Origin of the sequence: Paraburkholderia solisilvae (assembly GCF_902859875.1) — a bacterium.
GTDB classification, from domain to species: Bacteria; Pseudomonadota; Gammaproteobacteria; order Burkholderiales; family Burkholderiaceae; genus Paraburkholderia; species Paraburkholderia solisilvae.
The window spans coordinates 1-24,985 of record NZ_CADIKF010000010.1 but is presented as its reverse complement, the minus strand read 5'-3'; the positions used below and the strand labels follow the sequence as shown (position 1 = coordinate 24,985).

Annotated in this window: 27 protein-coding genes and 1 pseudogene; 7 read left to right on the top strand and 21 right to left on the bottom strand. The window is 64.4% G+C overall.

Going from position 1 to position 24,985, the window contains the following annotated elements:
- Nucleotides 1–8: 8 nt before the first annotated feature.
- Nucleotides 9–563: an SCO family protein gene (locus HV675_RS08430; RefSeq protein ID WP_175110532.1), complete on the bottom strand. Its 555-nt coding sequence runs from the start codon at nt 561–563 to the stop codon at nt 9–11.
- 223 nt (nt 564–786) lie between these two features.
- A complete protein-coding gene (locus tag HV675_RS08425) occupies nt 787–1,548 on the bottom strand; it encodes an SURF1 family protein (RefSeq protein ID WP_175110431.1) in 762 nt (253 codons plus the stop codon).
- Between the two features lie 90 nt (nt 1,549–1,638).
- Between HV675_RS08425 and HV675_RS08420 the strand changes: the two genes are divergently transcribed.
- Nucleotides 1,639–1,848, top strand: coding sequence for a twin transmembrane helix small protein (locus tag HV675_RS08420; protein ID WP_075155677.1), 210 nt, complete (start codon nt 1,639–1,641; stop codon nt 1,846–1,848).
- Between the two features lie 155 nt (nt 1,849–2,003).
- Here HV675_RS08420 and HV675_RS08415 read toward each other — a convergent pair whose 3' ends face one another.
- From HV675_RS08415 to HV675_RS08385, 8 genes and pseudogenes are all read right to left on the bottom strand, one after another.
- Nucleotides 2,004–2,861: a cytochrome c oxidase subunit 3 gene (locus HV675_RS08415; protein WP_175110430.1), complete on the bottom strand. Its 858-nt coding sequence runs from the start codon at nt 2,859–2,861 to the stop codon at nt 2,004–2,006.
- Nucleotides 2,862–3,016: 155 nt separating this feature from the next.
- Nucleotides 3,017–3,226, bottom strand: a complete 210-nt coding sequence (locus tag HV675_RS08410; protein ID WP_175110429.1) for a DUF2970 domain-containing protein — start codon at nt 3,224–3,226, stop codon at nt 3,017–3,019.
- A 55-nt stretch (nt 3,227–3,281) separates the two neighbouring features.
- Nucleotides 3,282–3,878 carry a cytochrome c oxidase assembly protein gene (locus tag HV675_RS08405; protein WP_175110428.1) on the bottom strand — a complete coding sequence of 199 codons (597 nt, stop codon included), beginning with the start codon at nt 3,876–3,878 and terminating at the stop codon, nt 3,282–3,284.
- 26 nt (nt 3,879–3,904) lie between these two features.
- Nucleotides 3,905–4,042, bottom strand: a complete 138-nt coding sequence (locus HV675_RS32205) for a cytochrome oxidase small assembly protein (RefSeq protein ID WP_217478066.1) — start codon at nt 4,040–4,042, stop codon at nt 3,905–3,907.
- A 166-nt stretch (nt 4,043–4,208) separates the two neighbouring features.
- A complete protein-coding gene (gene ctaD, locus HV675_RS08400; RefSeq protein WP_175110427.1) occupies nt 4,209–5,822 on the bottom strand; it encodes a cytochrome c oxidase subunit I in 1,614 nt (537 codons plus the stop codon).
- 122 nt (nt 5,823–5,944) lie between these two features.
- Nucleotides 5,945–7,285 (bottom strand): annotated as a pseudogene (gene coxB, locus HV675_RS08395) (cytochrome c oxidase subunit II); the annotation flags it as partial.
- A gap of 150 nt (nt 7,286–7,435) precedes the next feature.
- Entirely contained in the window at nt 7,436–7,909 is a 474-nt protein-coding gene (locus HV675_RS08390; RefSeq protein WP_175110426.1) for a DUF2244 domain-containing protein, read from the bottom strand.
- A gap of 308 nt (nt 7,910–8,217) precedes the next feature.
- Entirely contained in the window at nt 8,218–9,183 is a 966-nt protein-coding gene (locus HV675_RS08385; protein WP_175110425.1) for a methyltransferase domain-containing protein, read from the bottom strand.
- On the opposite strand from HV675_RS08385, the gene HV675_RS32410 reads away from it, so the two are divergent.
- Genes HV675_RS32410 through trmL form a run of 3 tightly spaced genes read left to right on the top strand, consistent with a single transcriptional unit; the run spans nt 9,182 to nt 10,615 of the window.
- Complete coding sequence (locus HV675_RS32410) at nt 9,182–9,475, top strand: hypothetical protein (RefSeq protein ID WP_246270158.1); 294 nt, start codon at nt 9,182–9,184, stop codon at nt 9,473–9,475. The two genes, HV675_RS08385 and HV675_RS32410, sit on opposite strands and share 2 nt — an antisense overlap.
- Nucleotides 9,465–10,124, top strand: coding sequence for a ComF family protein (locus HV675_RS08380; protein ID WP_377700451.1), 660 nt, complete (start codon nt 9,465–9,467; stop codon nt 10,122–10,124). The genes HV675_RS32410 and HV675_RS08380 overlap by 11 nt, the downstream gene beginning before the upstream one ends.
- A gap of 20 nt (nt 10,125–10,144) precedes the next feature.
- On the top strand, nt 10,145–10,615 hold the full coding sequence (gene trmL / locus HV675_RS08375) for a tRNA (uridine(34)/cytosine(34)/5-carboxymethylaminomethyluridine(34)-2'-O)-methyltransferase TrmL (RefSeq protein WP_175110423.1): 471 nt from the start codon (nt 10,145–10,147) through the stop codon (nt 10,613–10,615).
- Here trmL and HV675_RS08370 read toward each other — a convergent pair.
- The 5 genes from HV675_RS08370 to HV675_RS08350 form a co-directional block, all read right to left on the bottom strand.
- A complete protein-coding gene (locus HV675_RS08370) occupies nt 10,588–11,160 on the bottom strand; it encodes an O-acetyl-ADP-ribose deacetylase (protein ID WP_175110422.1) in 573 nt (190 codons plus the stop codon). The genes trmL and HV675_RS08370 overlap by 28 nt on opposite strands.
- A 290-nt stretch (nt 11,161–11,450) precedes the next feature.
- Entirely contained in the window at nt 11,451–12,449 is a 999-nt protein-coding gene (locus tag HV675_RS08365; RefSeq protein ID WP_175110421.1) for an NAD(P)H-dependent glycerol-3-phosphate dehydrogenase, read from the bottom strand.
- 24 nt (nt 12,450–12,473) lie between these two features.
- A complete protein-coding gene (gene secB / locus HV675_RS08360; RefSeq protein ID WP_175110420.1) occupies nt 12,474–12,944 on the bottom strand; it encodes a protein-export chaperone SecB in 471 nt (156 codons plus the stop codon).
- A gap of 327 nt (nt 12,945–13,271) precedes the next feature.
- Nucleotides 13,272–13,532 carry a glutaredoxin 3 gene (gene grxC, locus HV675_RS08355; protein ID WP_175110419.1) on the bottom strand — a complete coding sequence of 87 codons (261 nt, stop codon included), beginning with the start codon at nt 13,530–13,532 and terminating at the stop codon, nt 13,272–13,274.
- On the bottom strand, nt 13,529–13,954 hold the full coding sequence (locus tag HV675_RS08350; protein ID WP_175110418.1) for a rhodanese-like domain-containing protein: 426 nt from the start codon (nt 13,952–13,954) through the stop codon (nt 13,529–13,531). Before HV675_RS08350 ends, grxC begins: the two co-directional genes overlap by 4 nt.
- 150 nt (nt 13,955–14,104) lie before the next feature.
- Here HV675_RS08350 and gpmA point away from each other — a divergent pair, with 150 nt between their 5' ends.
- The 3 genes from gpmA to HV675_RS08335 all read left to right on the top strand — a co-directional run bounded on the left by gpmA (nt 14,105) and on the right by HV675_RS08335 (nt 17,814).
- Complete coding sequence (gene gpmA, locus HV675_RS08345) at nt 14,105–14,851, top strand: 2,3-diphosphoglycerate-dependent phosphoglycerate mutase (RefSeq protein WP_175110417.1); 747 nt, start codon at nt 14,105–14,107, stop codon at nt 14,849–14,851.
- Nucleotides 14,852–15,258: 407 nt separating this feature from the next.
- Complete coding sequence (locus tag HV675_RS08340) at nt 15,259–16,854, top strand: S41 family peptidase (protein WP_175110416.1); 1,596 nt, start codon at nt 15,259–15,261, stop codon at nt 16,852–16,854.
- Between the two features lie 186 nt (nt 16,855–17,040).
- A complete protein-coding gene (locus HV675_RS08335; RefSeq protein WP_175110415.1) occupies nt 17,041–17,814 on the top strand; it encodes a HesA/MoeB/ThiF family protein in 774 nt (257 codons plus the stop codon).
- Between the two features lie 61 nt (nt 17,815–17,875).
- Here the strand turns inward: HV675_RS08335 and ptsP are convergent, their stop codons facing one another.
- From ptsP to HV675_RS08305, 6 genes are all read right to left on the bottom strand, one after another.
- Nucleotides 17,876–19,630, bottom strand: coding sequence for a phosphoenolpyruvate--protein phosphotransferase (gene ptsP, locus HV675_RS08330; RefSeq protein ID WP_175110414.1), 1,755 nt, complete (start codon nt 19,628–19,630; stop codon nt 17,876–17,878).
- 296 nt (nt 19,631–19,926) lie between these two features.
- Nucleotides 19,927–20,196, bottom strand: coding sequence for an HPr family phosphocarrier protein (locus tag HV675_RS08325; protein WP_175110413.1), 270 nt, complete (start codon nt 20,194–20,196; stop codon nt 19,927–19,929).
- Between the two features lie 81 nt (nt 20,197–20,277).
- Nucleotides 20,278–20,766, bottom strand: a complete 489-nt coding sequence (locus tag HV675_RS08320) for a PTS sugar transporter subunit IIA (protein WP_175110412.1) — start codon at nt 20,764–20,766, stop codon at nt 20,278–20,280.
- A 349-nt stretch (nt 20,767–21,115) separates the two neighbouring features.
- On the bottom strand, nt 21,116–22,072 hold the full coding sequence (gene gshB, locus HV675_RS08315) for a glutathione synthase (protein WP_175110411.1): 957 nt from the start codon (nt 22,070–22,072) through the stop codon (nt 21,116–21,118).
- A gap of 69 nt (nt 22,073–22,141) precedes the next feature.
- Nucleotides 22,142–23,431, bottom strand: coding sequence for a glutamate--cysteine ligase (gshA, locus tag HV675_RS08310; protein ID WP_175110410.1), 1,290 nt, complete (start codon nt 23,429–23,431; stop codon nt 22,142–22,144).
- 224 nt (nt 23,432–23,655) lie between these two features.
- On the bottom strand, nt 23,656–24,985 hold a 1,330-nt coding region (locus HV675_RS08305), incomplete at its 5' end, for an ammonium transporter (RefSeq protein ID WP_175110409.1).

The window sequence follows — 24,985 nt, the reverse complement described above, 5'->3', positions numbered from 1 at the left end:
GAATAACGTCAGCCGATGCTCGAATTGCGCAGCAGCTTCGACACATCGCCTTTGATCTTGCTCGGATTCGGATCCTTCGGGAATTGCATCATCAGGTTGCCGTTCGGATCGACCATGTAGATGTGATCGGTCAGTTGCGTGCCGTCGTCGACCGGCAGCCACGCGGCGATATCGGCCGTCGGCGCGATCAGCTTTTGCGTATCCGGATAAGCGGTTTCGATCACGTCAGGCACTTTCGCCGCATCGGTGCGCAGCCACACGTTGACGATCCGCTCGCGCTCGCCTCCCTGCGTCGCGCGGATCTGACGCATGAAGTACAGCTTCGTCACGCACGCCTTGTCGCACGCGCTGCTGTCGACGGACACCATCAGCCAGCGGCCGCGCAGCGACGCCAGCTTGATCGGCTTGCCGTCTTCGCCGGTCACGATGAGCGAGTCGGGAATCGGCCGCTGCGGCTCGACGAGTTTCCCGTAGCTGGTCGAGCCGCCGGACGGCTTGATCACGTAGTAAGCGAGATACGAGCCGATAACCGGCGCCGCGCAGATCAGCGCGACCAGCAACATGGTCCAGCGGCCGCGCTGCCACGAGCCGCGGCTTGACGCCTGCTGCGCGGAGGCGCCGTTCGCGCCGGATTTCGTCTGTCCTGCAGATGACTGGGAAGGCGACTTTTGGATCGACACTGCTTAACCTCGTTCAATGATTGCACGGCCGCAATGGGCCCTTGCGCAAGCTTCGCTGCGGCATGACGCCGCACACTGCACGCCTGCCGTCAGGTGCGACAATGGGTCACGCATCGCTCGTGCGTTCCTGCTTCGGCGCTGCCTTCTGCGGCATGTCCTGCGTTCGCTGGTCCTTCTTCGCGGCACGCCGCGCCGCATACAGGCCGAACACCACCGCGGCGGCGGCCATGCCCCACCACTGGAACATGTAGCCGTAATTCGTTTCGACGCCCGTCGTCGGCGCGGGCCAGTCGCGCACGAGCCTGTCGCCGTCGTCGCTCGTCTGCTGGATCACGAACGGCTGCAGCGCGAGGCCGGTTTCGGCCGCATACGCATGCACGTCGAGATTCTGCCGAATCTGCTGATGTTGCGCGGAGCCGCCCTCCCCGAGTTCGAACGCGCGGCTCGCGTCGGCGCGGGCAATGCCCTCGATCTCGACGTCGCCCTTCGGCGTGCCGTAAGGCGCGATGGCAGTGCGCACCTCGCCGTTGCGCGGCAGCCAGCCGCGATTCACCAGCACATAGCCGCCGTCGCGCAGTTTAAACGGCATCACGACGTAGAAGCCCGCCTGATCGTTATACGGCCGGTTATCGAGGTACACCACTTGCTCGGGCATGAATTGCCCGACCGCCCGCACACGATGGAACTCGATGTCTTTCAGCGCGACGGGCGCGGCGCCGACCGGCACGGCCGGCGCATTCTCGAACTGCGTAATGTGCGCCTGCAACGCTTCCTTCTGATGCGCGCGATCGCGCTGCCAGAAACCGAGTCGCACCGTCACCGCGACGACGATCAGAATCAGCAGCGCCGGCAGCAGGCGGATCTTCATCGCACTGCCTCCGCAACCGGACGGACCGTTGCGCGCGGTGCGATAATGGCGAAACAGTGACGTTCGCTTTCCTGAGTTTCAGTGGTGTTCATGCACATACTCGTTCCCATCGCTTTCGCGCTCATCATCGCCAGCATGATTTCAGCGCTGTACTTCATGATGCACGACCGCGGCCGCACGAAGCGGATGGTCTGGTCGCTTGCAACGCGCGTCGGTCTGTCGATTTCGCTGTTCCTGTTCATCCTGTTCGCACACTGGATGGGCTGGATTCAGTCCACCGGGATTCCGTACGGGCGCTAGGCGCGGCGGCAATCTGTCGGTCGGGGTGCTTCCCCCGCATCGCGTCTGTGAAGCAAAACGCCGCCCTGACACAGTCGAGGGCGGCGCCTTGTTGGACTTCGATCCTGCCAACCTGCGCGCCCCGTCATCCGGCGGCTCGCGCAAGCGCACATCCATTACAGCCAGTAGACGACGACGTACAGGCCCAGCCACACGACGTCGACAAAGTGCCAATACCACGCGGCGCCTTCGAACGCGAAGTGATGATCGGCCGTGAAATGCCCACGGATCATGCGGATCAGCACGACGGTCAGCATCGTGCCGCCGAGGAACACGTGAAAGCCGTGGAAGCCGGTCAGCAGGAAGAACGTCGAACCGTACACGCCCGACGCGAGGGTCAGGTTCAGCTCGTTGTAGGCGTGGAAATATTCGAAGCCTTGCAGGAACAGGAACGAGAGGCCCAGCACGATGGTTGCCGCAAGCCACGCGATCGCCTTCTTGCGATGATTGTCGCGCAGCGCGTGGTGCGAGACCGTCAACGTCGCGCCCGACGACAGCAGCAGCGCCGTGTTGATGGTCGGCACCGGCCACGGCGTCATCGACTTGAAGTGCGACACGAGTTCCGCCGGTCCGATGTTCGGCCATACCGCCGCGAAATCCGGCCAGATCACCTTGTAATCGAGACTGCCCAGCTGATGCATCGCGATCTGGCGCGCGTAGAACAGCGCACCGAAGAACGCGCCGAAGAACATCACTTCGGAGAAGATAAACCAGCTCATGCTCCAGCGGTACGAGACGTCGACACGCTTGCCGTACATCCCGCCTTCCGATTCGGAGATCGCATCGCCGAACCAGTGCCACAGCGTGAACAGCAGCCACAGCAGACCGACGAGCGAGGTGAACGGCGCCCACGTCTCACCGTTCACCCATGCGGCGAACGATGACAGCATGATCAGCAGTCCCACCGCCGCGCTGATCGGATGCCGCGACGGGTGCGGTACGAAATAGTACGGGCTCTCGTTTTGACCGCTCATTTCTTGATTCTCCACTTCGTTCCAGTTGTTCCGGGCTTGCCCGGCTGTATCTTCGACGGCGCGTCGATACCGCACCGCTTCGCTTTAATCGTCCTGCGTGTTTTGCCAACCACATTGGCCGGCCGCGTTGTCCAACCGCGCGACCCAACTGCGCTTCAACCCACGACCGCGTGCACCACGAGAATCAGCACGCCGATAAACACTGCCGCGCAGATCAGCGCCGCGGCGATCACGTGTAGCGGATTGAGCTGCGTTGCATCCGCTTCGAGATCGCGCCGCTTGCGCACCCCGAAAAACGACCACATCACGGCCTTCATCGATTGGCCAAAACTACTCTTTCTGCCGCCACGGCCGCTATCGCTCATATTCGCCGCCTCCCGTCGCGGTTCCCGCCAGCTGCAGGTTGTGTCCAGCCTGTTTTCAGGCGGGGTCCGAACGCTGCGCCGCCGCATCGTTCTTCGCCGGCGTAGCCGGTGTATTCAGTTCGAAGAACGTGTACGACAGCGTGATCGTTTTCACATCCTTCGGCAACTTCGGGTCGACCACGAACACCACCGGCAGCAGCTTCGTTTCATGCGCATTGAGCTTTTGCTGCGTGAAGCAAAAACATTCGATCTTCCTGAAGTACTCGGTGGCCTCGCGCGGCGCGTAACTCGGAATCGCCTGCGCGTTGATCGCGCGCCCTTGCGCATTGGTCACCTGGTACATCACCGTCGTCACTTCGCCCGGATGCACGTCGATGCTGTTCTGCTCCGGCTTGAAACCCAACGGCCCACGCGCGTTCGCATCGAATTCGATCGAAATCGTGCGCGTCATGTCGACCTGCGTGTTCTTCGCCTCCGCCTTGCTCGTATCGCGCTGCACCAGGTTGTTGATGCCGGTCACCTCGCAGATCGCGCGGTACATGGGCACCAGCGCAAAACCGAAGCCGAACATCAGTAGCGCCACCACCACGAGCTTGAACAGCATCGAGCGGTTGAAAGCACGCTTGAACTCGTCCGGCGAGTGCGTCGACATCGAACTTCCTTTACACCGTCAAGCGGCTACGCTGAAAACCAGATCTGCTTGACAAAGGCCGCCACGAAAAACGCGGCGGCGATTGTAAACAGGATCAACCCGAGGCGCCGGCTGCCTGCGCGAATTTCTTCGGGTGTGCGCCTTCTCGGTGGTTTCCGGGTCATGCTGGTGTTTCGGGTTACATCCATCGCTAACTTGCTCGAGCCGGCGACCTCACGGCCAGCCGATTCCGTTGTCCGTGCTGCGTTCCCGCCTGGAGACGCATGATTCGGCCGGCCGGAACCGGAGGCGCGGGAAGATCGCCTGTTGTTTCTCTCTTACCGACTTCGCTTACTCAACCGTCGGCGGATTTTCGAATGTATGGAAAGGTGCCGGGCTCGGGATGGTCCATTCGAGGCCCGTCGCGCCGTCCCACGGCTTGTCCGACGCCTTTTCGAGATCGCCGCCGCCACGATAGGCGGGCAGTGCGACCGCGAACAGGAAGTACACCTGCGCGAGACCGAAGCCGAACGCGCCGATCGTGATCACCTGGTTCCAGTCGGTGAATTGCGCCGGGTAGTCGGCGTAACGACGCGGCATGCCGGCGAGACCGACGAAGTGCATCGGCAGGAACGCGAGGTTGAAGAAGAACAGCGACGACCAGAAGTGGATCTTGCCGCGCGTCTCGTTGTACATCCAGCCGGTCCACTTCGGCGACCAGTAGTACCAGCCGGAGAAGAGTCCGAACAGCGAACCCGCCACCAGCACGTAGTGGAAGTGCGCGACCACGAAGTACGTGCCGTGATACTGGATGTCGAGCGGCGCCATCGCGAGCATCAGGCCCGTCAGACCGCCGAACGTGAACACGAACAGAAAGCCCACCGCAAACAGCATCGGCGTTTCGAACGAGAGTGAACCGCGCCACATCGTCGCGACCCAGTTGAACACCTTCACGCCCGTCGGCACCGCGATCAGCATCGTCGCGTACATGAAGAACAGCTGGCCCGTGACCGGCATGCCGGTGGCGAACATGTGGTGCGCCCACACCATGAACGACAGGATCGCGATCGACGCCGTCGCGTACACCATCGAGCTATAGCCGAACAGCGGCTTGCGCGCGAACGCCGGGATCACCTGCGACACGATGCCGAACGCCGGCAAGATCATGATGTACACCTCGGGGTGCCCGAAGAACCAGAAGATATGCTGGTACATCACCGGGTCGCCGCCGCCTGCCGCGTTGAAGAACGACGTGCCGAAGTGGCGATCGAACAGCACCATCGTGATCGCGCCCGCGAGCACCGGCATCACGGCGATCAGCAGGTACGCGGTGATCAGCCACGTCCACACGAACATCGGCATTTTCATCAGCGTCATGCCGGGTGCGCGCAGGTTCAGGATCGTCACAACGATATTGATACCGCCCATGATCGACGACGCGCCCATGATGTGGATCGCGAAAATCGCGAAGTCCATGCCCGGGCCCATCTGCGTGGAGAGCGGTGCGTACAGCGTCCAGCCGGCGGCCGTCGCGCCGCCCGGCGCGAAGAACGATCCGACCAGCAGCACGGCGGCAACCGGCAGCAGCCAGAAGCTGAAGTTGTTCATCCGCGCGAAGGCCATGTCCGACGCGCCGATCTGCAGCGGGATCATCCAGTTCGCGAAACCGACGAACGCCGGCATGATCGCGCCGAACACCATGATCAGCCCGTGCATGGTGGTCAACTGGTTGAAGAATTCGGGACGCATGATCTGCAGGCCCGGCTCGAACAGCTCGGCACGAATGCCTAGCGCCATCACCCCCCCGGACAGGAACATGATGAAAGAGAACAGCAGATACAGCTGGCCGATATCCTTGTGATTGGTGGCGAACAGCCAGCGGCGCCAGCCAGTCGGCGCGCCGTGCGCATGATCGCCGTGCACATGTTCGTGCCCTGCGGCAACATCGTGTCCGATGCTAGACATGACAATCTCCTAAAACGAATACTGCTTGGCCGACAGCGAAGCGTCAGGCCGCAGGGCTGATTCAATACGCTGGGCCGCGCATGCGGCGCCGCCCGTGATGTGGTGTGGCGTCATTGTGCACCCGATGCCGGCGTCGATGCCGCTGCGCCTGCAGCGTCCGACGCACCGGCCGCCGCATTGCCCGCGGCCGCTGCATCGCTCGCCCCGCCCGCTGCGCCGCTTGCGGCGGTGTCGCTCGCGCCTGCTGCTGCCGCGCCGGCCAGATGGTCGCCGCCTTCGGGCAGCTTGCCGTTACGCGCATCCGCGACCTGCTTCGGCTGCAGGACGTCGCCAGTGTGGTTGCCCCACGAATTGCGCTCGAATGTGATGACCGATGCGATCTCGACGTCGTTCAGCGTCGGCGCCCACGACGGCATCGCGCCCTTGCCCTTCAGCACGATGCTCACGTGCTGCGCGATCGGACCGTTGGCGACCTTGCTGCCGTCGAGCGCCGGGAACTGGCCCGCGCCCTTGCCGGTCGGCTGGTGGCACACCGCGCAGTTCGCCGCGTAGACCTTCGCGCCGCGCTCGGTCAGTTCGGCGAGCGTGTACGTACGGTTCGGATCGTCGGCGCCGGCGGCCATTTTCTTCTTCTCGTCGTCGACCCACTTCGCGTAGTCGTCATCCGACAGCACGTTCACGACGACCGGCATGAAAGCGTGTTCCTTGCCGCACAGTTCGGTACAGAAGCCGCGGTACGTACCCACCTTCTCGGCCTTGAACCAGGTGTCGCGCACGAAGCCCGGAATCGCATCCTGCTTCACGCCGAACGCGGGCACGTACCACGAGTGCACGACGTCGTTGGCGGTGGTGATGATGCGGATTTTCTTGTTGACTGGCACGACGAGCGGATTGTCGACTTCCTGCAGATAGGTATCCGTAATCGGCTCGCGGCCGTCCACTTCGGCGCGCGGGGTGGAGAGCGTCGACAGGAAGCTGATGCCTTCGCCGGGGCCCTTCACGTAGTCGTAGCCCCACTTCCACTGATAGCCGGTGACCTTGATCGTCACGTCGGCGTTGGAGGTGTCCTTCATCGCGACGACCGTCTTGGTGGCGGGCAGCGCCATCAGCACGACAATGATGAACGGAACGACCGTCCAGATGATTTCGACGGTGGTGCTTTCGTGGAAATTGGCGGCCTTGTAGCCCTTCGATTTGCGGTGCGCAAAGACCGAATAGAACATCACACCGAACACGCCGATGAAGATCACCGTACAGAGGATCAGCATGAACGTGTGGAGGTCGTAGAGCTCTGCTGCGATCTTCGTCACGGGCGGCTGGAGATTGATCTCGTTGACGGCGGGACCGCCCGGACTGTTGCCGACTGCAAGGGCGGCGCCGGCGAAGAGCAGCCCGCTACACGCCAGCACGCCCATCAGGGCTCGCTTGATTGTTTTCATAGCTTCCTTACCCAAAATTTCCATTCAAACCCTCGACCCCGCTGGAAGGCTGTTCCGCGCCCCCCTGAATGGCGCGGTTCAGTGTTCGTCCGATTGCGTCCGATGCCTGCCGCTGCGTGCGATGGGCGCGTGCTGCGTGTGCGCCGACCGCCTGCTTACTCGCCCTGACACCCGTCAACACTGTCTGAGCCACCTGCGCAGCTCGTTCGCGAACTCGGCGCGCCGATACTGCGCAAGGTGCTGCCCGATCATGATCGTCTCGCCGCGCGAGACCAGTTTGATCCGGTCGCGCGCCGTTGCACCTGGTTCGACCCGCACCCAGCGCGGATTGAACTCGAACTGCGTGACCTCGTCCGCGCTGACCTGTTCGATCACGAGCCGGTTCGGATAAAGCCTGACGCGTTCGTAATCGACCGCATGCCGCGCGTACATCGCAAAAGCAACGCCGACCGCCACCAGCTCGATGCCGGTAAACGGCAGCACCAGCCATGCGCCGCACAGAACCAGCAGGAACGCGATAAACAGCGAGAACGACGCGAGCGACATATAAAACCACACGAACTGCCGCGGCGACACCGCGCAATTGCGCTTCATCAGCCAGTCCTTCACGACCGGTTCGGATCCCGTCAGCAGATCGGTTGTTTCCATCGCCGCCTCCCGCGTACTGCAGGCCGCCGCATGCTTGCGACCGCCCCGCTGCGTCATTCGCCCGCCACTGACCGCCTGCTCCGCGTTGCGCCTGCCGCCCTGATGTGGGGACCCCCGGGCGACAAACTGACGCATTATAGGCGCGTTCTATGGCATCCACAAGCAAGCGTCTATCGGCCCGCAAGCCATATGCGACAAGCCTCTGCGCCGTTTTGCCGCAGCGCGCACCGGTGTTTTTACCGGGCTGATTCCAGGCATAACACCCGACTTAACGGACAGGGGCTGTTGTGCCTTTAGCGTTATTTCAGTCATCGGTTCTTCGACGGACCGCGCCCGATGTCTTCGATACGCACGATGCCGTGCCCCTCCGCCGTGGTCCGCGGCACGGCCTTCCATGCATGACCGTAGATCACTTCGAAGGTCAGCGCGATCGTGCCGTCCTCGCGGCGCCGCGCTTCGAGCGCGGCCAGCAGTGCATGGTACAGGCGGCGCGCCGGCGCCCCCGCAGCGGCCGTCCGCTCGAACGGATAAGCGCCCCAGCGGCGCACGTCCGCCAATAGCGATTGCGGCGATTTGTAGGTAATGGTCAGCGTCTCCTGGTCCATCACCGGAATCTCGAAGCCGCTTGCGACCAGCATATCGCCGAGATCGTGCATATCCACGAAGTCGATCACGTGAGCGCGCGACGGGCTGCCGTGCGCGGCTTCGACCTGCGCGTATGCGCCGCGCAGTTCCTTCATCGTGTCCGGGCCGAGCGCGCTGAACATCAGGAGGCCGCCGACTTTCAGCACGCGCTGCCATTCGGGAAAGACCAGATCGGGACGCGCATGCCAATGCAGCGCGAGATTTGACCAGATGAGATCGAACGCGCCGGCGGCGAACGGCAGCGCCGCGAAGTCCGCCTGCGCGAAGCGCGGGCCGCGCGCACCGAGCGCCTTGCCGAGCGCGGCCGGCAGAAAGCGGCGCCAGCTCGTGTCGCCGACATCGTGATGCAGCGCTCGCGCGAGCATCTGCCACGACAGGTCCGCGCCGAATACCGGCGCCTCCGGAAAACGCTGGCGCAGCACCGGCAGGTCGTCGCCGGCGCCGCAGCCCGCATCGAGCACGTGCGCGGGTGTTACCTTGATGTAATCGAGCCGTTCGCGCATGCGCTGCGCGATTTCGCGCGGCAGGAACGCGACTTCGCCGAAGGTCGCGGCGCGGCGATCGAAAATCCGCCTCAGGCGTCGCGAATCATAGGCCGGACGGCTGGATTGGCTGGAAGACGGGGGCATGGGAGTCGTACTGACGAAGAGTGCGAAGTATACTCGCTCGCTCCCTTCCGTTCAGCGCCAGCGGCTTGCGCAGGCGGCCACCTATGCAGATCAGGCCTTTTTCGCGGCTGTTGCCAGCCATCATTCGTCGGACCTTGCGTGGTGCAAGGTCGATCGCCGACGTGCATCCGCTTTCACGATCGTTTTTGTCATCGCTGCCGGACATCGCGCGCAGTTCGAACAGAGTCTGGCCGAGGCTGCTTCAGCGCGTCTTGCCCAATCTGTGCGCGTTATGCGGCAATATGTCGCATAACGCGTTGTGCGACGGCTGTGACGCGGCGTACTGGAACGAAGCACGGCTGCGCTGCACGGTCTGCGCGTTTGCGCTTGCCGGCGCATCGCGGCGCAGCGGCGCCGCGCGCTATCGATGCGCGGGCTGCCGGACCGAGCCGCCGCCGTTCGATGCGACCTTCGCACTCGCCGACTATCGCGCGCCGCTCGACGCACTGGCGCTCGGCCTGAAGTTTCGCGCGCGCCTGATGCTGGCGCGCGAGTTCGCGGCGCGCCTGGCCGCGCTCGCAGACGATGCGCTCGACCCGGCACATCGGCCGGACCTCGTCGTGCCGGTGCCGCTTGCGCGCAAGCGGCTGGTCGAACGCGGCTACAACCAGGCATGGGAGATCGCGCGGCCCTTCGCCAGAGCGTTGCGCGTACCGGCCGACGCGACGCTGATTCGCCGCGTCGTCGATACCGCGCCGCAGTCGACGCTCGATCTGAACGCGCGCCGGCAGAACGTGGGCCGTGCGTTTGCGCTGACGAAACCCGTGGACGGCCTGCACGTCGCGCTCGTCGACGATGTGATGACGACCGGCGCAACGCTCGAAGCGTTGGCCCGTATGCTGAAAGCAGCCGGCGCGCGCCGCGTGACGAATTTCGTCGTGCTGCGTACACCGAAACATTAGCCCCTGATGATTCGCTGACCATGTTCAACGTCGTTCTCGTCGAACCGGAAATTCCGCCGAATACCGGCAACGTGATTCGCCTGTGCGCGAACACCGGCGCCCGGCTGCATCTGATCGAGCCGCTTGGCTTTCCGCTCGACGATGCAAGAATGCGCCGCGCCGGGCTCGACTATCACGAGTACGCGCAGATGAGCGTGCATCGCGACTGGGATGCGCTGATTGCCGCCGAGACGCCCGACCTGACGCGGATGTTCGCGTTCACCACGCGCGGCTCCAGCCCGTTTCACTCGCACGCGTTTTTGCCCGGCGACTGGTTTGTGTTCGGCGCGGAAACACGCGGCCTGCCCGACGCGGTGCTGAGCCGCTTCGACGCGCCGCAGCGCGTGCGCTTGCCGATGCGTCCCGGCAATCGCAGTCTGAATCTGTCGAATACGGTTGCGGTGGTGGTGTTCGAAGCGTGGCGTCAGGCCGGCTTCGAAGGCGGCGCCTGATCGCGCCGCATTGAGCGTGCGGAGCGCGCGGAAAGTACCGCCTGATAGCGGTGAAACATCGCGTCGTCGAAGCAGGCGAAAATCACACGCTCGATGTCGCGCGCATGCGGCAGTGTGTCGATTACCGTGTCGACGGCGATGTGCACGGCGTCGTCCGGCGGATAGCGGTATACCCCGCAGCTGATCGCGGGAAACGCCATCCGCTTCAGACGGGTCTGTTGTGCGAGTTCAAGCGAGCGCCGGTAGCACGACGCCAATAATTCGGCTTCGCCGCGCGCGCCACCGTGCCAGACGGGGCCAACTGCATGAATCACGTGTTTCGCGGGCAGCCGGTAGCCGCGGGTGATTTTCGCGTCGCCGGTCGCGCAACCGCCGAGCGTCTCGCATTCGCGCAATAGCTCGCGACCCGCTGCGCGATGAATCGCGCCGTCCACGCCGCCCCCGCCCAGCAACGAGGTATTCGCCGCGTTGACGATCGCATCGACGTCGAGCGTCGTGATATCGACGACTCGCGCTTCGAGCGTGCAATAACCGATAGTGAGCATGGGAGCCTCTGCGGTTCTGGCGGTTCTGGCGGTTCTGGCGGTTCTGGCAGCGCTGCTTTGCGTTGATCTGCGCCGGTTTGCGCTGGTTTTGCGCCAATAAGGTGGTGGACAGGCGCGGCTGCGGGGCGTTCAACGCGACTTGGGGCGGGCCGTTTGCGCGCACGCTGATGTGCTGATGTGCTGATGTGCTGATGTGCTGATGTGCTGATGTGCTGATGTGCTGGTGCGCTGGTGCGCTGGTGCGCTGGTGCGCTTGGTGTGCGGACGCGCCAGACGCGCGTCCCGCGCCGCTACTCCGCTTTCGCGTCGCGGCGCAGCAGAGCATTGACCGCGTCGCGCGGCGCAACGCCGTCGAACAGCACCGCACAGACCGCCTGCGTAATCGGCATGTCGATCGCATGAGCACGCGCGATCGACAGCACCGCCTGCGCGCAGCGCACACCTTCCGCGACGTGACCGAGCGCGCCGAGAATATCGGCGAGCGAGCGGCCCGCCGCGAGCTGCATGCCGACCGTGCGGTTGCGCGATAGATCGCCGGTGGCCGTGAGAATCAGATCGCCGAGGCCGGTGAGGCCGGTGAATGTCTCCGCGCGGCCGCCGAGCGTCACGCCAAGGCGCGTCATTTCAGCGAGTCCGCGGGTAATCAGCGCGGCGCGCGCGTTGAGCCCGAGTCCCAAACCGTCGCCGATTCCGGTGGCGATCGCCAGCACGTTTTTCACCGCGCCGCCCACTTCGACGCCGACCACATCGTCGCCGGTATAGATGCGCATCGCGCCGTGGTGAAACGCGGCCAGCGTGCGTTCGCGGCACGCGGCCGACGCGCTCGCGACGGTCAGCGCAACCGGCAGGTTCTGCCCGACCTCGCGCGCAAAACTCGGCCCTGACAGCACACCATTGCTCGGATGCCCAGCCAGTTCCTGCGCGACCACCTGATGCGGCAGCAATTGCGTGTCCGCCTCGAAGCCCTTGCACAGCCACACGACATGCGCGGGCACACGGCGCGCATCGTGCATCGCACGAAAGAGCGGGCGCAAACCCGCGACCGGCGCGGCCACGACGCACAGCGCGTCGTCGGCCAGCGCGTGATCGAGCGCGGCGGTGAGATCGGCTTCATAGCGCAGCGACGCCGGCAAAACAACGCCCGCCAGATAGCGGGCGTTTTCATGCGTCGACGCAAGCCCGGCCACCAGCGCGCTATCGCGCGCCCACAGCACGGTATCGTGCCGCGTGGCCAGATGGCCGGCGAGCGCGGTGCCCCATGCGCCGGCGCCAAGAACCGCGACCTTCATGACCGGCACCGTGTGCGTGCTGCGTTAGTGGGTGGCGCCGCTTTGCGCGCCGCCGTTCTGCGACGCGAGCTGCGCGAGACGCTGCTCGTAGAGCGCCTGGAAGTTGATTTCCGCGAGGTGGATCGGCGGAAAGCCAGCGCGGGTGATCGCGTCAGCGATATTCGAGCGCAGGTACGGGAACAGAATGGTCGGACACGCGATGCCGACGAGTGGATCGATCTGCTCAGCCGGGATATTGCGGATATCGAAAATGCCAGCCTGTTTCGCTTCGATCAGAAACGCAACCTTGTCGTTCACCTTCGCGGTGACCGTGCCGGTGACGAGAATCTCGAACACCGTATCGGCGAGCCGCTCGGCCTTCACGTCGACTTCGACCTCGACCGACGGCATCTCCTGCTCGAGAAAGATAGCCGGTGAATTCGGCTGCTCGAGCGACATGTCCTTCAGATAGATGCGCTGGATGTTGAAGAACGGCTGGTTATTTTCGTCGGACATGGTTCGGTACTCCCTCGAGGTACGTTGCGGCGGCCCTTGGCGGCCCGCCGGATTATAGACATTAGTTTGGGGTGTGCGCCCGCGAAACGGCGCGTCGGCGTGGACGCTGAACGGGCAACGGCGCCATTCAATCGGCGCCGCGCCGCCGGATCGCTCAATGATTGTTCAAGACAGAAGGCGCAGCAAACTACGGCAAGACCCGCTGCGGCCGCTCATCGGCAAAACGGCTTGCCGGGCCCCACGGTCGGGCCGAGGTCCGGTCGCACTGTCCGGTCGCACCGCAGGCGCATCGCGCGCGGCGCAACCGGCGTCGCGAACCGGCGGAGCTCAGGCGGCCTCGAGCAGCGGCGACAGACCACCCGCGCGATCGAGCGCGGACAGATCGTCGTAGCCGCCGACATGCGTTTCGCCGATAAACACCTGCGGCACCGTGCGACGGCCGGTGCGCGTCATCATTTCTTCGCGACGGGTCGGGTCCTTGTCGATCAGCACTTTCTCGACATGTTCGACGCCGCGCTGCTTCAACAGACGCTCGGCCATCTGGCAATACGGGCACACTTGCGTGCTGTACATGATCACTTTGTTCACTTTACCGCTCCTTGTTTGACGACCGGCATACCGGCTTGCTTCCAGGCGTTGACACCGCCTTCGAGCACATGGACCTCGGCATGGCCCGCGTCACGCACGATACGTGCTGCCTTGTTCGAATGCTGGCCGGTCTGGCAGACCAGCAGCACCGGGTTGCTCTTGTTTTTCACAAGCTGCCCCACCTTCGCCTGCAGTTCCGCGAGCTCCACGTGACGCGCCGACGGCAGATGGCCTGCCGCGAACTCCGCGGCGGGGCGCAGATCGATCACCACGGCGTTGCGCCGGTTGATCAGCTGCGTCGCCTCCGCTGCGGACAAGCCGCCGCGGCCGCGCCGGGCGATCACCGGCCACAGGAGCAACGCTCCAGAGATGAGGGCAGCCGCGATCAGGACAAGGTTCGAGTAATCGGTGAAAAACGTCACGGATGATCCGCCGGAAAAGTAAGAAACAGTGAGAAATAAAAAAGGGCAATCCGACCATTATAAAATAACCGCCAGTCCCGATGGCGACCGCCCGAAACGAGGCGGCTCGCGCCTCGCGTTACCGCTTCCTTACTACCGACCGGCAAGACCATGCACAAACTCGTTCTCATCCGCCACGGCGAATCGACGTGGAACAAGGAAAACCGCTTCACCGGCTGGGTCGACGTCGACCTGACCGAACAGGGCATTCGCGAGGCAAGGCAGGCGGGCGACCTGCTGAAGGAATCCGGCTACACGTTCGATATCGCGTACACGTCGGTGTTGAAGCGCGCGATCCGCACGCTGTGGCACGTGCAGGACCAGATGGACCTGATGTACCTGCCCGTGGTCCATTCGTGGCGGCTCAACGAGCGCCATTACGGCGCGCTGTCCGGCCTGAACAAGGCCGAAACGGCCGCGAAATACGGCGACGAACAGGTGCTGATCTGGCGCCGCAGCTATGACACGCCGCCGCCCGCGCTCGAGTCGAACGATCCGCGCACGTCGTACGACGACCCGCGCTATGCGAAAGTGCGGCGCGAAGAACTGCCGCTCACCGAATGCCTGAAAGATACGGTCGCGCGCGTGATGCCGATCTGGAACGAATCGATCGCGCCGGCGGTTAAATCGGGCCGCAACGTGTTGATCGCCGCGCACGGCAATTCGATCCGCGCCCTCGTCAAGTATCTGGACAACGTCTCGGACTCGGACATCGTCGGGCTGAACATCCCGAATGGCGTACCGCTCGTCTACGAACTCGACGAAGCGCTCAAGCCGCTCAAACACTACTATCTGGGAGATCCGGAAGCGATCGCGAAAGCGCAGGCGGCGGTCGCCAAACAGGGTAAGGCGGGCTGATCGACCGCCGGCTGGCCGCGCGTCGCGTTTGAGGCCAGCCTGCCGCGGGACCGCTGCTTGCGCATCGCCGCAGGCGGCCCGCCGCCCGCGGAACCGGTAAAGGGCCGCCCGCGCCGGGACGCGCCGCATCGCGTTCCGGCCCGGCCGGCGGGCCGGCAAGCCGGCACAATCGGCGCCGGCTTGCCGGCTGACTGACTGCCGGCTGACGAATCGCCGCAACCCGCCGCCGCGCGTCGGTCACCGCACATACGCGCCCCGCCACCCGCCACGACGATCGCAAGAACCTCGCTGTCCTGATCTTGTCGAAACCCGGTCATCCGTCCAAACGGCCGTCCCGGCGTCGAGAAGTTATACTTGTCCGTCGTTACCCTTCACGCTGCCACACGCCTCCGACCGCAACAGACTCTATGCGAAAGAACCTGAAAACTATCGGCCTGATCGCCGCGGGCCTTGCTACCGGCGTTTTTGCAACTTTGCAACTTTCCGCCTCGGCCCAGCAAACTCCCGTACCCGCGTCCAATCCGCTGCCGCTAGACCAGTTGCGGCTTTTCGCCGAAGTCTTCGGTCAGATCAAGCACGAATACGTGGAACCGGTCGACGACAAGAAACTGCTGACCGCCGCGATCAAAGGCATGGTGTCGAGCCTCGACCCGCACTCGTCGTATCTCGACAAGACCGATTACGAAGAATTGCAGGAGCAGACCAAGGGCCGCTTCGCGGGTCTCGGCATCGAGATCTCGCAGGAAGACGGCCTCATCAAGGTGATCTCGCCGATTGAAGACACGCCCGCGTTCCGCGCCGGCATCCGTCCGGGCGACCTGATCACCCGCATCAACGACAAGCCGGTGCGCGGCATGACGCTCGACAAGGCCGTCAAGCAGATGCGCGGCGATCCCGGCACCAAGGTCACGCTGACGATCTTCCGCAAGACCGACGACCGCACCTTCCCGCTCACGGTGACGCGCGCGATCATCAAGGTGCAGAGCGTGAAGTCGAAGATCCTCGCGCCGGGCTATGCGTACGTGCGCATCACGAGCTTCCAGGAACGCACGGTGCCGGACCTCGCCGCGAAACTGCAGGACATCGCGCGCCAGCAGCCGAACCTGAAGGGCCTGATCCTGGATCTGCGCAACAACGGCGGCGGTCTGCTGCAAAGCGCGGTCGGCGTCGCGGGCGCGTTCCTGCCGCCGGATTCGGTGGTCGTGTCGACCAACGGCCAGATTCCGGATTCGAAGCAGATCTATCGCGACACGTACGATAACTACCGCCTGTCGTCGTTCGATGGCGACCCGCTGAAGAGTCTGCCGCCGATCTTCAAGACGGTGCCGATGATCGTGCTGACCAACGCCTACTCGGCCTCGGCGTCGGAAATCGTCGCCGGCGCACTGCAGGATCAGCATCGCGCGCTGATCGTCGGCAAGACGACGTTCGGCAAGGGCTCGGTGCAAACGGTGCGTCCGATGACCGCCGACTCCGCGCTGCGCCTGACCACCGCGTACTACTACACGCCGAGCGGCCGTTCGATCCAGAACAAGGGCATCCGCCCGGATATCGCGGTCGATCAGTACGCGGACGGCGATCCGGACGACGCGCTCGTGACGCGTGAGGTCGATTATTCGAACCACCTCGCGAACACGCAGGATCCGAACGAGAAGAAGGAACAGGAACAGCGCGAACAGGAGCGCATGGACCAGCTGCGTCTGCTCGAAGAGCAGAACGACAAGAAGACGCCGGAGCAGCGCCAGAAGGATCGCGATCGCAAGCCGGTCGAGTTCGGTTCGAACGACGACTTCATGCTGCAGCAGGCGCTCAACAAGATGGAAGGCAAGCCGGTGGCTGAATCGAAGTCGGTGATGGAACGCCGTCTCGCGCAGAACAAGCCGGCGCAGTCCGCTTCGGCGCCGGTCGCGGTGAAACCGGCGCTGCCGGTCACGCCGGGCGCATCGGGCCCGGGTGCAGCGGCGCCGGCGCCGGCATCGGCGGCGACGTCGAGCAGCAAGTAACGGCGTCTCACGGGTCTTCGCGGCCGCACGCCGCGAGGACCCGTGCCACGCTTGCCTGATCAGGCGCCGAGCTCCTTTGCGGCGCGCGGCTAGAATAAGGGCAACGCCGCCGCCTGCTCTGCCGTCGTGCAGATTTGCCTGAATCACAAAAAGCCTACGGCGGCCCGTAACGCAACGCGCCCCGCCATGAACGACGACCAACTCCTCCGCTATTCCCGCCATATCCTCGTCGACGAGCTCGGCATCGAGGCGCAGCAGCGCTTTCTCGATGCGCATGCGATCGTCGTCGGCGTGGGCGGGCTCGGCTCGCCGGCCGCGATGTATCTGGCGGCCGCGGGCGTCGGGCAGCTCACGCTGGTCGACGCCGACACGGTCGATCTGACGAACCTGCAGCGGCAGATTCTGCATGTGACCGCGTCGGTCGGCCAACGCAAGGTGGAATCGGGACGCGAGACGATCGCGCGGCTCAATCCCGAGGTGAAGGTCAACGCGATCACCGAGCGCGTCGACGACGCATGGCTTGACCGCACGGTGCCGTCCGCAACCGTGGTGCTCGACTGCACCGACAACTTCGCGACGCGCCACGCGATCAATCGCGCGTGCGTCGCGCACCGCGTACCGCTCGTGTCGGGCGCCGCGCTGCGCTTCGACGGTCAGATCAGCACGTTCGATTTCCGCGACGATGCGTCACCGTGTTACGCATGCGTGTTTCCGGAAGACCAGCCGTTCGAGGAAGTCGCGTGCTCGACGATGGGCGTGTTCGCGCCGACGGTCGGCATCATCGGCGCGATGCAGGCGGCCGAGGCGCTGCGCGTGATCGCGGGCGTCGGCACGCCGCTCGTCGGCCGCCTGATGATGCTCGATTCGCTGCACATGGAATGGACCACGATGCGCATCGCGCGGCAGCCGGATTGCGCGGTCTGCGCTGAGCGTCAGTCAGCGAGCGGGCGCCACGCGTAGGCGAATGCCCGCGCCGCTGGCGCCGACTCCAACCCGGCCATCCGGCCTGAAACCCGCCCGCTCAGGCCTGCTTGACGCGCTTGAGCGCCGCTTCCAGTTCGCCCGGCTCGAACGACGCGAGCACGTCGGCAACCGGCTTCTCCAGCGACTTCATGTTCGAGCGAAGAATTTCCTGCTTCACGAGCAGCAACTGGCTCGGATGCATCGAGAACTCGGTGAGTCCCATGCCGAGGAAGAGGCGCGTCAACGCCGGGTCGCCGGCCATCTCACCGCATACCGAGACCGGCACGCCGGCCCGCTTCGCCTCGCGCAGCGTGAATGCGATCAGATGCAGCACGGCCGGATGCAGCGGATCGTACAAATGCGCCACCGCGTTGTCGGCGCGGTCGATCGCGAGCGTGTACTGGATCAGGTCGTTCGTGCCGATCGACAGGAAGTCGAGCCGCTTCAGAAAGAGCGGCAGCGCGATCGCCGCCGCGGGAATCTCGATCATCGCGCCGACCTGCACGGTCGGATCGTACGCAAGGCCTGCGTCGTCGAGCTGATGCTTCGCTTCGCGAATCAGATCGAGCGTCTGATCGATTTCCTGCGCGTGCGCGAGCATCGGAATCAGAATCTTCACATTGCCGAACGCCGACGCGCGCAGAATCGCGCGCAACTGCGTGAGGAACATCTGCGGCTCGGACAGACTCCAGCGGATCGCGCGCAACCCGAGCGCGGGGTTCGGCGCGGTCTCATACCCGTCGCCGGTGCTGCCGATCGAATCGAGCGGTTTGTCCGCGCCGACGTCGATCGTGCGAATCGTCACCGGCATCCCGTTCATCAGCTCGACCGCGCGGCGATACGCGTCGAACTGCTCTTCCTCTTCGGGCAGCCGGCCGTCCTTCTGGTTCATGAACAGGAACTCGGTGCGAAACAGGCCGACACCGGTCGCGCCGGCGTCGACCGCCGCGCGCGCGTCATCCGGCAACTCGATGTTCGCGCATAGCTCGATATGCGTGCCGCACAGCGTCTTGGTCGGCGAGAACTTGAGCCGCTGCAGCTTGCGCTGCTCGAGCGCCTTCTCGCTTTGCCGGTATGAATATTCTTCGAGGACGATCGGTGCAGGGTCGACGATCACCACGCCGTTATCGCCGTCGACGATGATCAGATCGTCCTGGCGAATCAGCGTGCTCGCCTGCTGGACGCCGACCGCGGCCGGAATGCCGAGGCTGCGCGCGACGATCGCCGTATGCGACGTGCGGCCGCCGAGATCGGTGACGAAGCCCTGAAACGTCTGCGTCTTGAACTGCATCATGTCGGCGGGCGCAATGTCGTGCGCGACGACGATCATCTCGTCGCATGCGCCATGCACGCTGTGCGCGAGGTTCACCGAAGCGCCGGCCAGCGCCTTCAGGACGCGCTCGACCACCTGTTCGATATCGGCCTTGCGCTCGCGCAGGTATTCGTCGTCGACTTCGTCGAAATGACGCGACAGGCGCTCGAGCTGCTCAGTGAGCGCCCATTCGACGTTGTAGCGGCGCGTGCGAATCAGATCGATCGTTTCCTGGACCAGCATCGGGTCGTTCAGGATCATCGAGTGGACGTCGATAAACGCGCTCATTTCGCTCGGCGCATCGGCCGACAGATCGGCGCGCAACGCATCGAGTTCCTGAGTGACGACAACCTGGGCGGTGCGAAAGCGTTCGACCTCGCCTTCGATTTCGGCGGGTTCGATCAGATAGTGATCGACGTCGAGTGCGGCCGGGGCGATCAGATAGGCCCGCCCGATGGCGATACCGCGTGATACGGGAATTCCATGCAGCGTGAACGACACGCGCACCTCCTCTAGTTGTGTGATGCCGCGGCAAACCGCTGCAGTGCTCTCAGACCCCGCCCACGATTATAGATTCCGCAGCATCTCCGCGTGCTGTGCGCTGCAGCAGAAAAGCTATCGCATGGAACGCAACAATGCCGCGAAAAACCGTGCGGCCAACGGCAGGCGATCCGCGCCGATCACTGCCGCAATCCTGTCACCCAAGGCGATCCGCTTGCGCGGCGGTTGCGTCCGAAAACAGAACGCCGCGGCATCACCGCGGCGTTTTTTCACATCGGGCACAACGCCGCATCGCGCTATTGTCCTTCGCCGAATTTATCCGCGATCAGCTTCAACAGCGCGTCCATCGCTTCTTTTTCGTCACCGCCTTCGGTTTCGATCAGCACCGTGCTGCCGATGCCGGCCGCGAGCATCATCACGCCCATGATGCTCTTCGCGTTGATGCGCCGGCCGTTGCGGCTCATCCAGATCTCGCACTGGAAGTTCGCGGCCAGTTGCGTGAGCTTGGCCGACGCGCGCGCGTGCAGTCCGAGCTTGTTCACGATTGTCGTTTCCTGTTGCAGCATCTGATGATCCGAAGAGCGGTGGTTAAAGTTGTTGATGTTGCCGGCTCGAGCGCGGCATCAGCCGATGCGGGCAGGCCATGCCTATCGCCCGTCCACCTTGCCGCTCGCGTCGAGCGCGCTGTCCGGCGGCAGCGCGGGGATGCAGTCCGCGTCGCTCGCAATCGGCGCGACGGGCGGCGGCGTCGACGGGCCGATCGTATGAATGCCTTTGGTTGCGCCCGCAAGCGCTTTATCGACGAGTGTATCGAGCGGCGTAGCACGGTAGCACACCGCGCGCACCAGCATCGGCAGATTGACGCCCGTCACCACCCGCACGTCCGGCAGCGTCGCGAGCCGGCCCGCGATGTTCGACGGCGTCGCGCCGAACATGTCGGTCATCACAAGCGCGCCGTTCTCTTCCTTCAGACGCTCGATTTCCTGATGTGCGAGCGCGACGATCTCCACGGGATCGCAATCGGCCGTCACGTCGATTACGCCGATACGGGCGGGCAAGCCGCCGTAAATGTGCGCGACACACTCGCGTAGCGCGGTGGCGAACGGAGCGTGCGCAATGATCAGAATGCCTGCCATGTCAGCCTTGCTGCAAAAAACGACCCGCTATCGTGGCCTCGCCCGGCGTCGGATGACGCGCGAGGCGCGCGGCACATTTGCCCGGAAAGCCCACGGGCTTGCCGGGCCGGGCGTGTGCTCGCGGCGCACGTCCTGACCGGGATTGCCCACCTGCCTCGAAAGGGCCGGAACGCTTGCGGGGAACGCGAGCCAAACACAGACCCAAGCGCGAGCGGGCATTGTAACAGCGTCATTTTCGCGCCTTCCGGCGATTCGCGCTGGCGCCGGGACACACGTCGAGCGCGACCGAATCGGCCGCACGGGCCTGCGCCTGCCACGGCAACCGCCCGCGCGGCCGTCCGCACGGCGTCTAGCCGACCGCGCGCTCCAGCGCGTCGACGAACATGCCGGCCACATCAAAGCCGGTCTGATCCATGATCTCGCGGAAGCACGTCGGGCTCGTCACGTTGACTTCGGTCAGCCAGTCGCCGATCGCGTCGAGGCCGACCAGCAGCAGGCCGCGTGCGGCCAGCACCGGCCCGAGCGTGCTGGCGATCTCACGGTCGCGCGGCGTGAGCGGCCGCGCGACGCCGAGACCACCGGCGGCCAGATTGCCGCGCACCTCGTTGCCCTGCGGAATGCGCGCAAGCGAATACGGTACGGCCTCGCCGCCGATCAGCAGAATGCGCTTGTCGCCATCCTTGATCTCGGGGATGAACTTCTGCGCCATCACAGTGCGCGCGCCGTCGTGGCTCAGCATCTCGACGATCGAACCGAGGTTCATGCCGTCGGGCTTCACGCGAAACACACCCATGCCGCCCATGCCGTCGAGCGGCTTCAGGATCACGTCGCCGTGCTCGGCGTGGAACGTGCGCAGGCGCGCCGGATCGCGCGTGACGAGCGTCGGCGCGACGAACTGCGGGAACTCGCCGATCGCGAGTTTTTCCGAATGGTCGCGAATGGCCTGCGGCTTGTTGAAGACGCGCGCGCCGGCACGTTCCGCGAGTTCGAGCAGCCACGTCGACGTCACGTATTCCATGTCGAATGGCGGGTCCTTGCGCATCAGCACCGCGCCGAAGCTCGTCAGCGCGCGCGGTGCGGCTTCCTGCGCGGCGAACCACGGCTCGCGGTGACTATCCGCTTCGTCGCCGACAATCTGGAAGCGCTGCACGTTCGCTTCGACCGCCCCGCCCGTCCACGCGAGATGCTGCGGCTCGCACGTGTACAGCGTGTGGCCGCGGCGCGCCGCTTCGGCCATCATCGCGTAGGTCGTGTCCTTGTAGATCTTGAAGCGGGCAAGCGGGTCGGCAATAAAAAGAATGTCCATGAGTGACCTGATGAGCCCTCGAGGGCTCGCGTTGAGCGTTACATCACACGGTTCGACCGCCGCAACGCGTCAGACCTGGATCGCTTCCGGATCGGTCCGCTCGAGTTCCAGCGACGCGGCGAGCAGGCCCAGCCGCGCCACGACACCATACATGTAAAACCGGTTCGGCGGCGCGGCGCCGGGTTTCGCATGCGCATCGGGCAGCGCGGTGTGCTCGAAGCCGAGCGGCACGAAGTGCATGCCGGGCGCGTTCAGGTTCTGATCGCGTTCGCGGCTGCCGTGCGCGCGATAGAAACCGCCGACGACGTAACGGTCGATCATGTACACGACCGGCTCCGCGACTTCGTCGCCGATTCGCTCGAACGTATAGACGCCTTCCTGCACGAGCATGTCGTGCACTTCGAGGCCTTCTTTCGTGGTCGCCATCTTCGTGCGTTCGCGCCTCGTCAGCGCGGCCACTTCGGACGCGTCGTGCACGGTCATCACGCCCATGCCGTAGGTGCCCGCGTCCGACTTGATCACGACGTACGGCTTCTCCGAGATGCCGTACTCGCGATACTTCTTCGCGATCTTCTTCAGCACGCCGTCGATCGCATCCGCGAGCGCCGCTTCACCGGTGCGCGCTTCGAAATCGACGCCTTCGACGTGGGCGTAATACGGATTGATCATCCACGGATCGATCTCGACCATCTTCGAGAATTTCTTCGCGACCTCGTCGTAACACGAGAAGTGCGTCGACTTGCGGCGCACCGCCCAGCCCGCGTGCAGCGGCGGCAGCAGATACTGCTCGTGCAGATTCTCGAGCACCGGCGGAATGCCACCCGACAGGTCGTTGTTGATCAGGATCGAGCACGGATCGAAGTTCTTCAGGCCGAGCCGGCGCTGCGAGCGCTCGAGCGGTTCGAGCACGATTTTCTGGCCATCGGACAGCGGGATGGTGACCGGACCGCCGATCGACTCGTCGAGCGTGCCGAAGCGAACGTTCAGACCCGCCTGACGCATGATGGTCGCGAGGCGGGCGACGTTTTCGAGGTAGAACGCGTTGCGCGTGTGGCGCTCAGGAATGACGAGCAGGTTTTTCGCGTCCGGGCAGATCTTTTCGATCGACGCCATCGCGGCCTGCACCGCAAGCGGCAACACTTCGACCGGCAGATTATTGAACGCGCCCGGAAAAAGGTTCGCATCGACAGGCGCAAGCTTGAAGCCGGCATTGCGCAGATCGACCGAACAGTAGAACGGCGGCGTGTGCTCCTGCCATTCGAGCCGGAACCAGCGCTCGATAGCCGGTGTCGCGTCGAGGATCTTCCGTTCGAGGTCGAGCAGCGGACCATTTAACGCCGTAACAAGATGCGGAACCATTGATCACTCGCAGACTGGAGAAGGAAGATTGTAGAGCAAACGCTTTGCCCATCTGGGGACGCTTTCTCCAATCGCAAGGTGCGCGCAGGTCTATTCTCCTAACCTCTGAAAAATCGAGCAAAATCCGCTGTTTACGAGATAGCGCGGGAAGAAAAAAGCCCGCCGTGAGGCGGGCTGAAGTCGCTGCGCTACCAAAACCGATACTTGTCAGACCGATAGGGTCATTACTCGACGTGTTCGCCGTGCAGAATCACATCGAGACCTTCGCGCTCTTCTTCTTCCGTCACGCGCAGGCCCATGACCATGTCGATCACCTTCAGCAGGATAAAGCTGACCACACCGCTGTAGACGATGGTCGTCAACACGCCCTTCGCCTGCAGCAGCACGCTCGCATCGAGGCCGCTGATGTCCTTGACCGCGAACACGCCGGTCAGGATCGCGCCGACGATACCGCCGACGCAGTGCACGCCGAACGCATCGAGCGAATCGTCGTAGCCGAGCTTGTGCTTGAGCCACGTGGCGGACCAGAAGCAGATCACGCCGGCCAGCAGGCCGATGATCAGCGCACCGGCCACACCGACGAAGCCCGATGCCGGCGTAATCGCCACCAGACCGGCCACTGCGCCCGACACGATGCCGAGCACCGACGGCTTACCCTTCGCGATCCATTCGGCGAACATCCAGCCGAGCGCGGCCATCGCGGTCGCGATTTGCGTGGTCAGCATCGCGAAGCCGGCACGGCCGTCGGCGGCAACCGCCGAGCCCGCATTGAAGCCGAACCAGCCGACCCACAGCATCGAGCCGCCGATCATCGTCAGCACGAGGTTGTGCGGCGCCATCACGTCCTTGCCGTAGCCGGTGCGCTTGCCGAGCACCAGCGCGCAGACGAGCGCCGCGATACCCGCGTTGATGTGCACCACCGTGCCGCCCGCGAAGTCGAGGATGCCCGCGCTAGCCAGCCAGCCGGTCGGCTCCCACACCATGTGCGCGATCGGCGAGTAGACGAGGATCGACCACAGCGTCATGAAGACCAGCATCGACGAGAACTTCATCCGGTCCGCGAACGCACCGGTGATAAGCGCCGGCGTGATGATCGCGAAAGTCAGCTGGAAGCAGAAGTAGACCGTTTCGGGAATCGTCGTCGCGAGGTGGCTCACGGTCAGCGTGGTGGCCTTGTCGGTCTTGATGTAGTTCATGCCCGACAGGAACACCCGCGAGAAGCCGCCGATGAACGAGTTGCCCGGCGTGAACGCGAGGCTGTAGCCGACCACCGTCCAGACCACCGTCACGACGCAGGTGATCGCGAAACTCTGCATCACGGTCGCGAGCACGTTCTTCTTGCGGACCATGCCGGCGTAGAAAAGCGCGAGGCCCGGAATCGTCATGAACAGCACGAGCGCGGTAGACGTGAGCATCCACGCGGTGTCGCCGGCGCTGATCTTCGACGAATCGACCGAGAACGGCGCGGTCGGCGCAGCCGGTGCGGCGGCGGCCGACGCGTCAGCCGGAGCGCTCGCGGTTGCATCCGCGGCCGGCGCCGACGCTGCAGCGGCC

Bases quoted from the DNA above. Each gene is read 5' to 3' on its own strand.
- HV675_RS08415 (WP_175110430.1), bottom strand. From the start codon at position 2,861: ATGAGCGGTCAAAACGAGAGCCCGTACTATTTCGTACCGCACCCGTCG.
- HV675_RS08410 (WP_175110429.1), bottom strand. From the start codon at position 3,226: ATGAGCGATAGCGGCCGTGGCGGCAGAAAGAGTAGTTTTGGCCAATCG.
- HV675_RS08425 (WP_175110431.1), bottom strand. From the start codon at position 1,548: ATGAAGATCCGCCTGCTGCCGGCGCTGCTGATTCTGATCGTCGTCGCG.
- HV675_RS08340 (WP_175110416.1), top strand. From the start codon at position 15,259: ATGCGAAAGAACCTGAAAACTATCGGCCTGATCGCCGCGGGCCTTGCT.
- HV675_RS08370 (WP_175110422.1), bottom strand. From the start codon at position 11,160: ATGCTCACTATCGGTTATTGCACGCTCGAAGCGCGAGTCGTCGATATC.
- HV675_RS08390 (WP_175110426.1), bottom strand. From the start codon at position 7,909: ATGGAAACAACCGATCTGCTGACGGGATCCGAACCGGTCGTGAAGGAC.
- HV675_RS08325 (WP_175110413.1), bottom strand. From the start codon at position 20,196: ATGCTGCAACAGGAAACGACAATCGTGAACAAGCTCGGACTGCACGCG.
- HV675_RS08430 (WP_175110532.1), bottom strand. From the start codon at position 563: ATGTTGCTGGTCGCGCTGATCTGCGCGGCGCCGGTTATCGGCTCGTAT.
- HV675_RS08335 (WP_175110415.1), top strand. From the start codon at position 17,041: ATGAACGACGACCAACTCCTCCGCTATTCCCGCCATATCCTCGTCGAC.
- trmL (WP_175110423.1), top strand. From the start codon at position 10,145: ATGTTCAACGTCGTTCTCGTCGAACCGGAAATTCCGCCGAATACCGGC.
- gshB (WP_175110411.1), bottom strand. From the start codon at position 22,072: ATGGACATTCTTTTTATTGCCGACCCGCTTGCCCGCTTCAAGATCTAC.
- HV675_RS08405 (WP_175110428.1), bottom strand. From the start codon at position 3,878: ATGTCGACGCACTCGCCGGACGAGTTCAAGCGTGCTTTCAACCGCTCG.
- HV675_RS08385 (WP_175110425.1), bottom strand. From the start codon at position 9,183: ATGCCCCCGTCTTCCAGCCAATCCAGCCGTCCGGCCTATGATTCGCGA.
- secB (WP_175110420.1), bottom strand. From the start codon at position 12,944: ATGTCCGACGAAAATAACCAGCCGTTCTTCAACATCCAGCGCATCTAT.
- HV675_RS32205 (WP_217478066.1), bottom strand. From the start codon at position 4,042: ATGACCCGGAAACCACCGAGAAGGCGCACACCCGAAGAAATTCGCGCA.
- HV675_RS08420 (WP_075155677.1), top strand. From the start codon at position 1,639: ATGCACATACTCGTTCCCATCGCTTTCGCGCTCATCATCGCCAGCATG.
- HV675_RS08320 (WP_175110412.1), bottom strand. From the start codon at position 20,766: ATGGCAGGCATTCTGATCATTGCGCACGCTCCGTTCGCCACCGCGCTA.
- HV675_RS08380 (WP_377700451.1), top strand. From the start codon at position 9,465: ATGTCGCATAACGCGTTGTGCGACGGCTGTGACGCGGCGTACTGGAAC.
- gpmA (WP_175110417.1), top strand. From the start codon at position 14,105: ATGCACAAACTCGTTCTCATCCGCCACGGCGAATCGACGTGGAACAAG.
- gshA (WP_175110410.1), bottom strand. From the start codon at position 23,431: ATGGTTCCGCATCTTGTTACGGCGTTAAATGGTCCGCTGCTCGACCTC.
- HV675_RS08365 (WP_175110421.1), bottom strand. From the start codon at position 12,449: ATGAAGGTCGCGGTTCTTGGCGCCGGCGCATGGGGCACCGCGCTCGCC.
- ctaD (WP_175110427.1), bottom strand. From the start codon at position 5,822: ATGTCTAGCATCGGACACGATGTTGCCGCAGGGCACGAACATGTGCAC.
- HV675_RS32410 (WP_246270158.1), top strand. From the start codon at position 9,182: ATGGGAGTCGTACTGACGAAGAGTGCGAAGTATACTCGCTCGCTCCCT.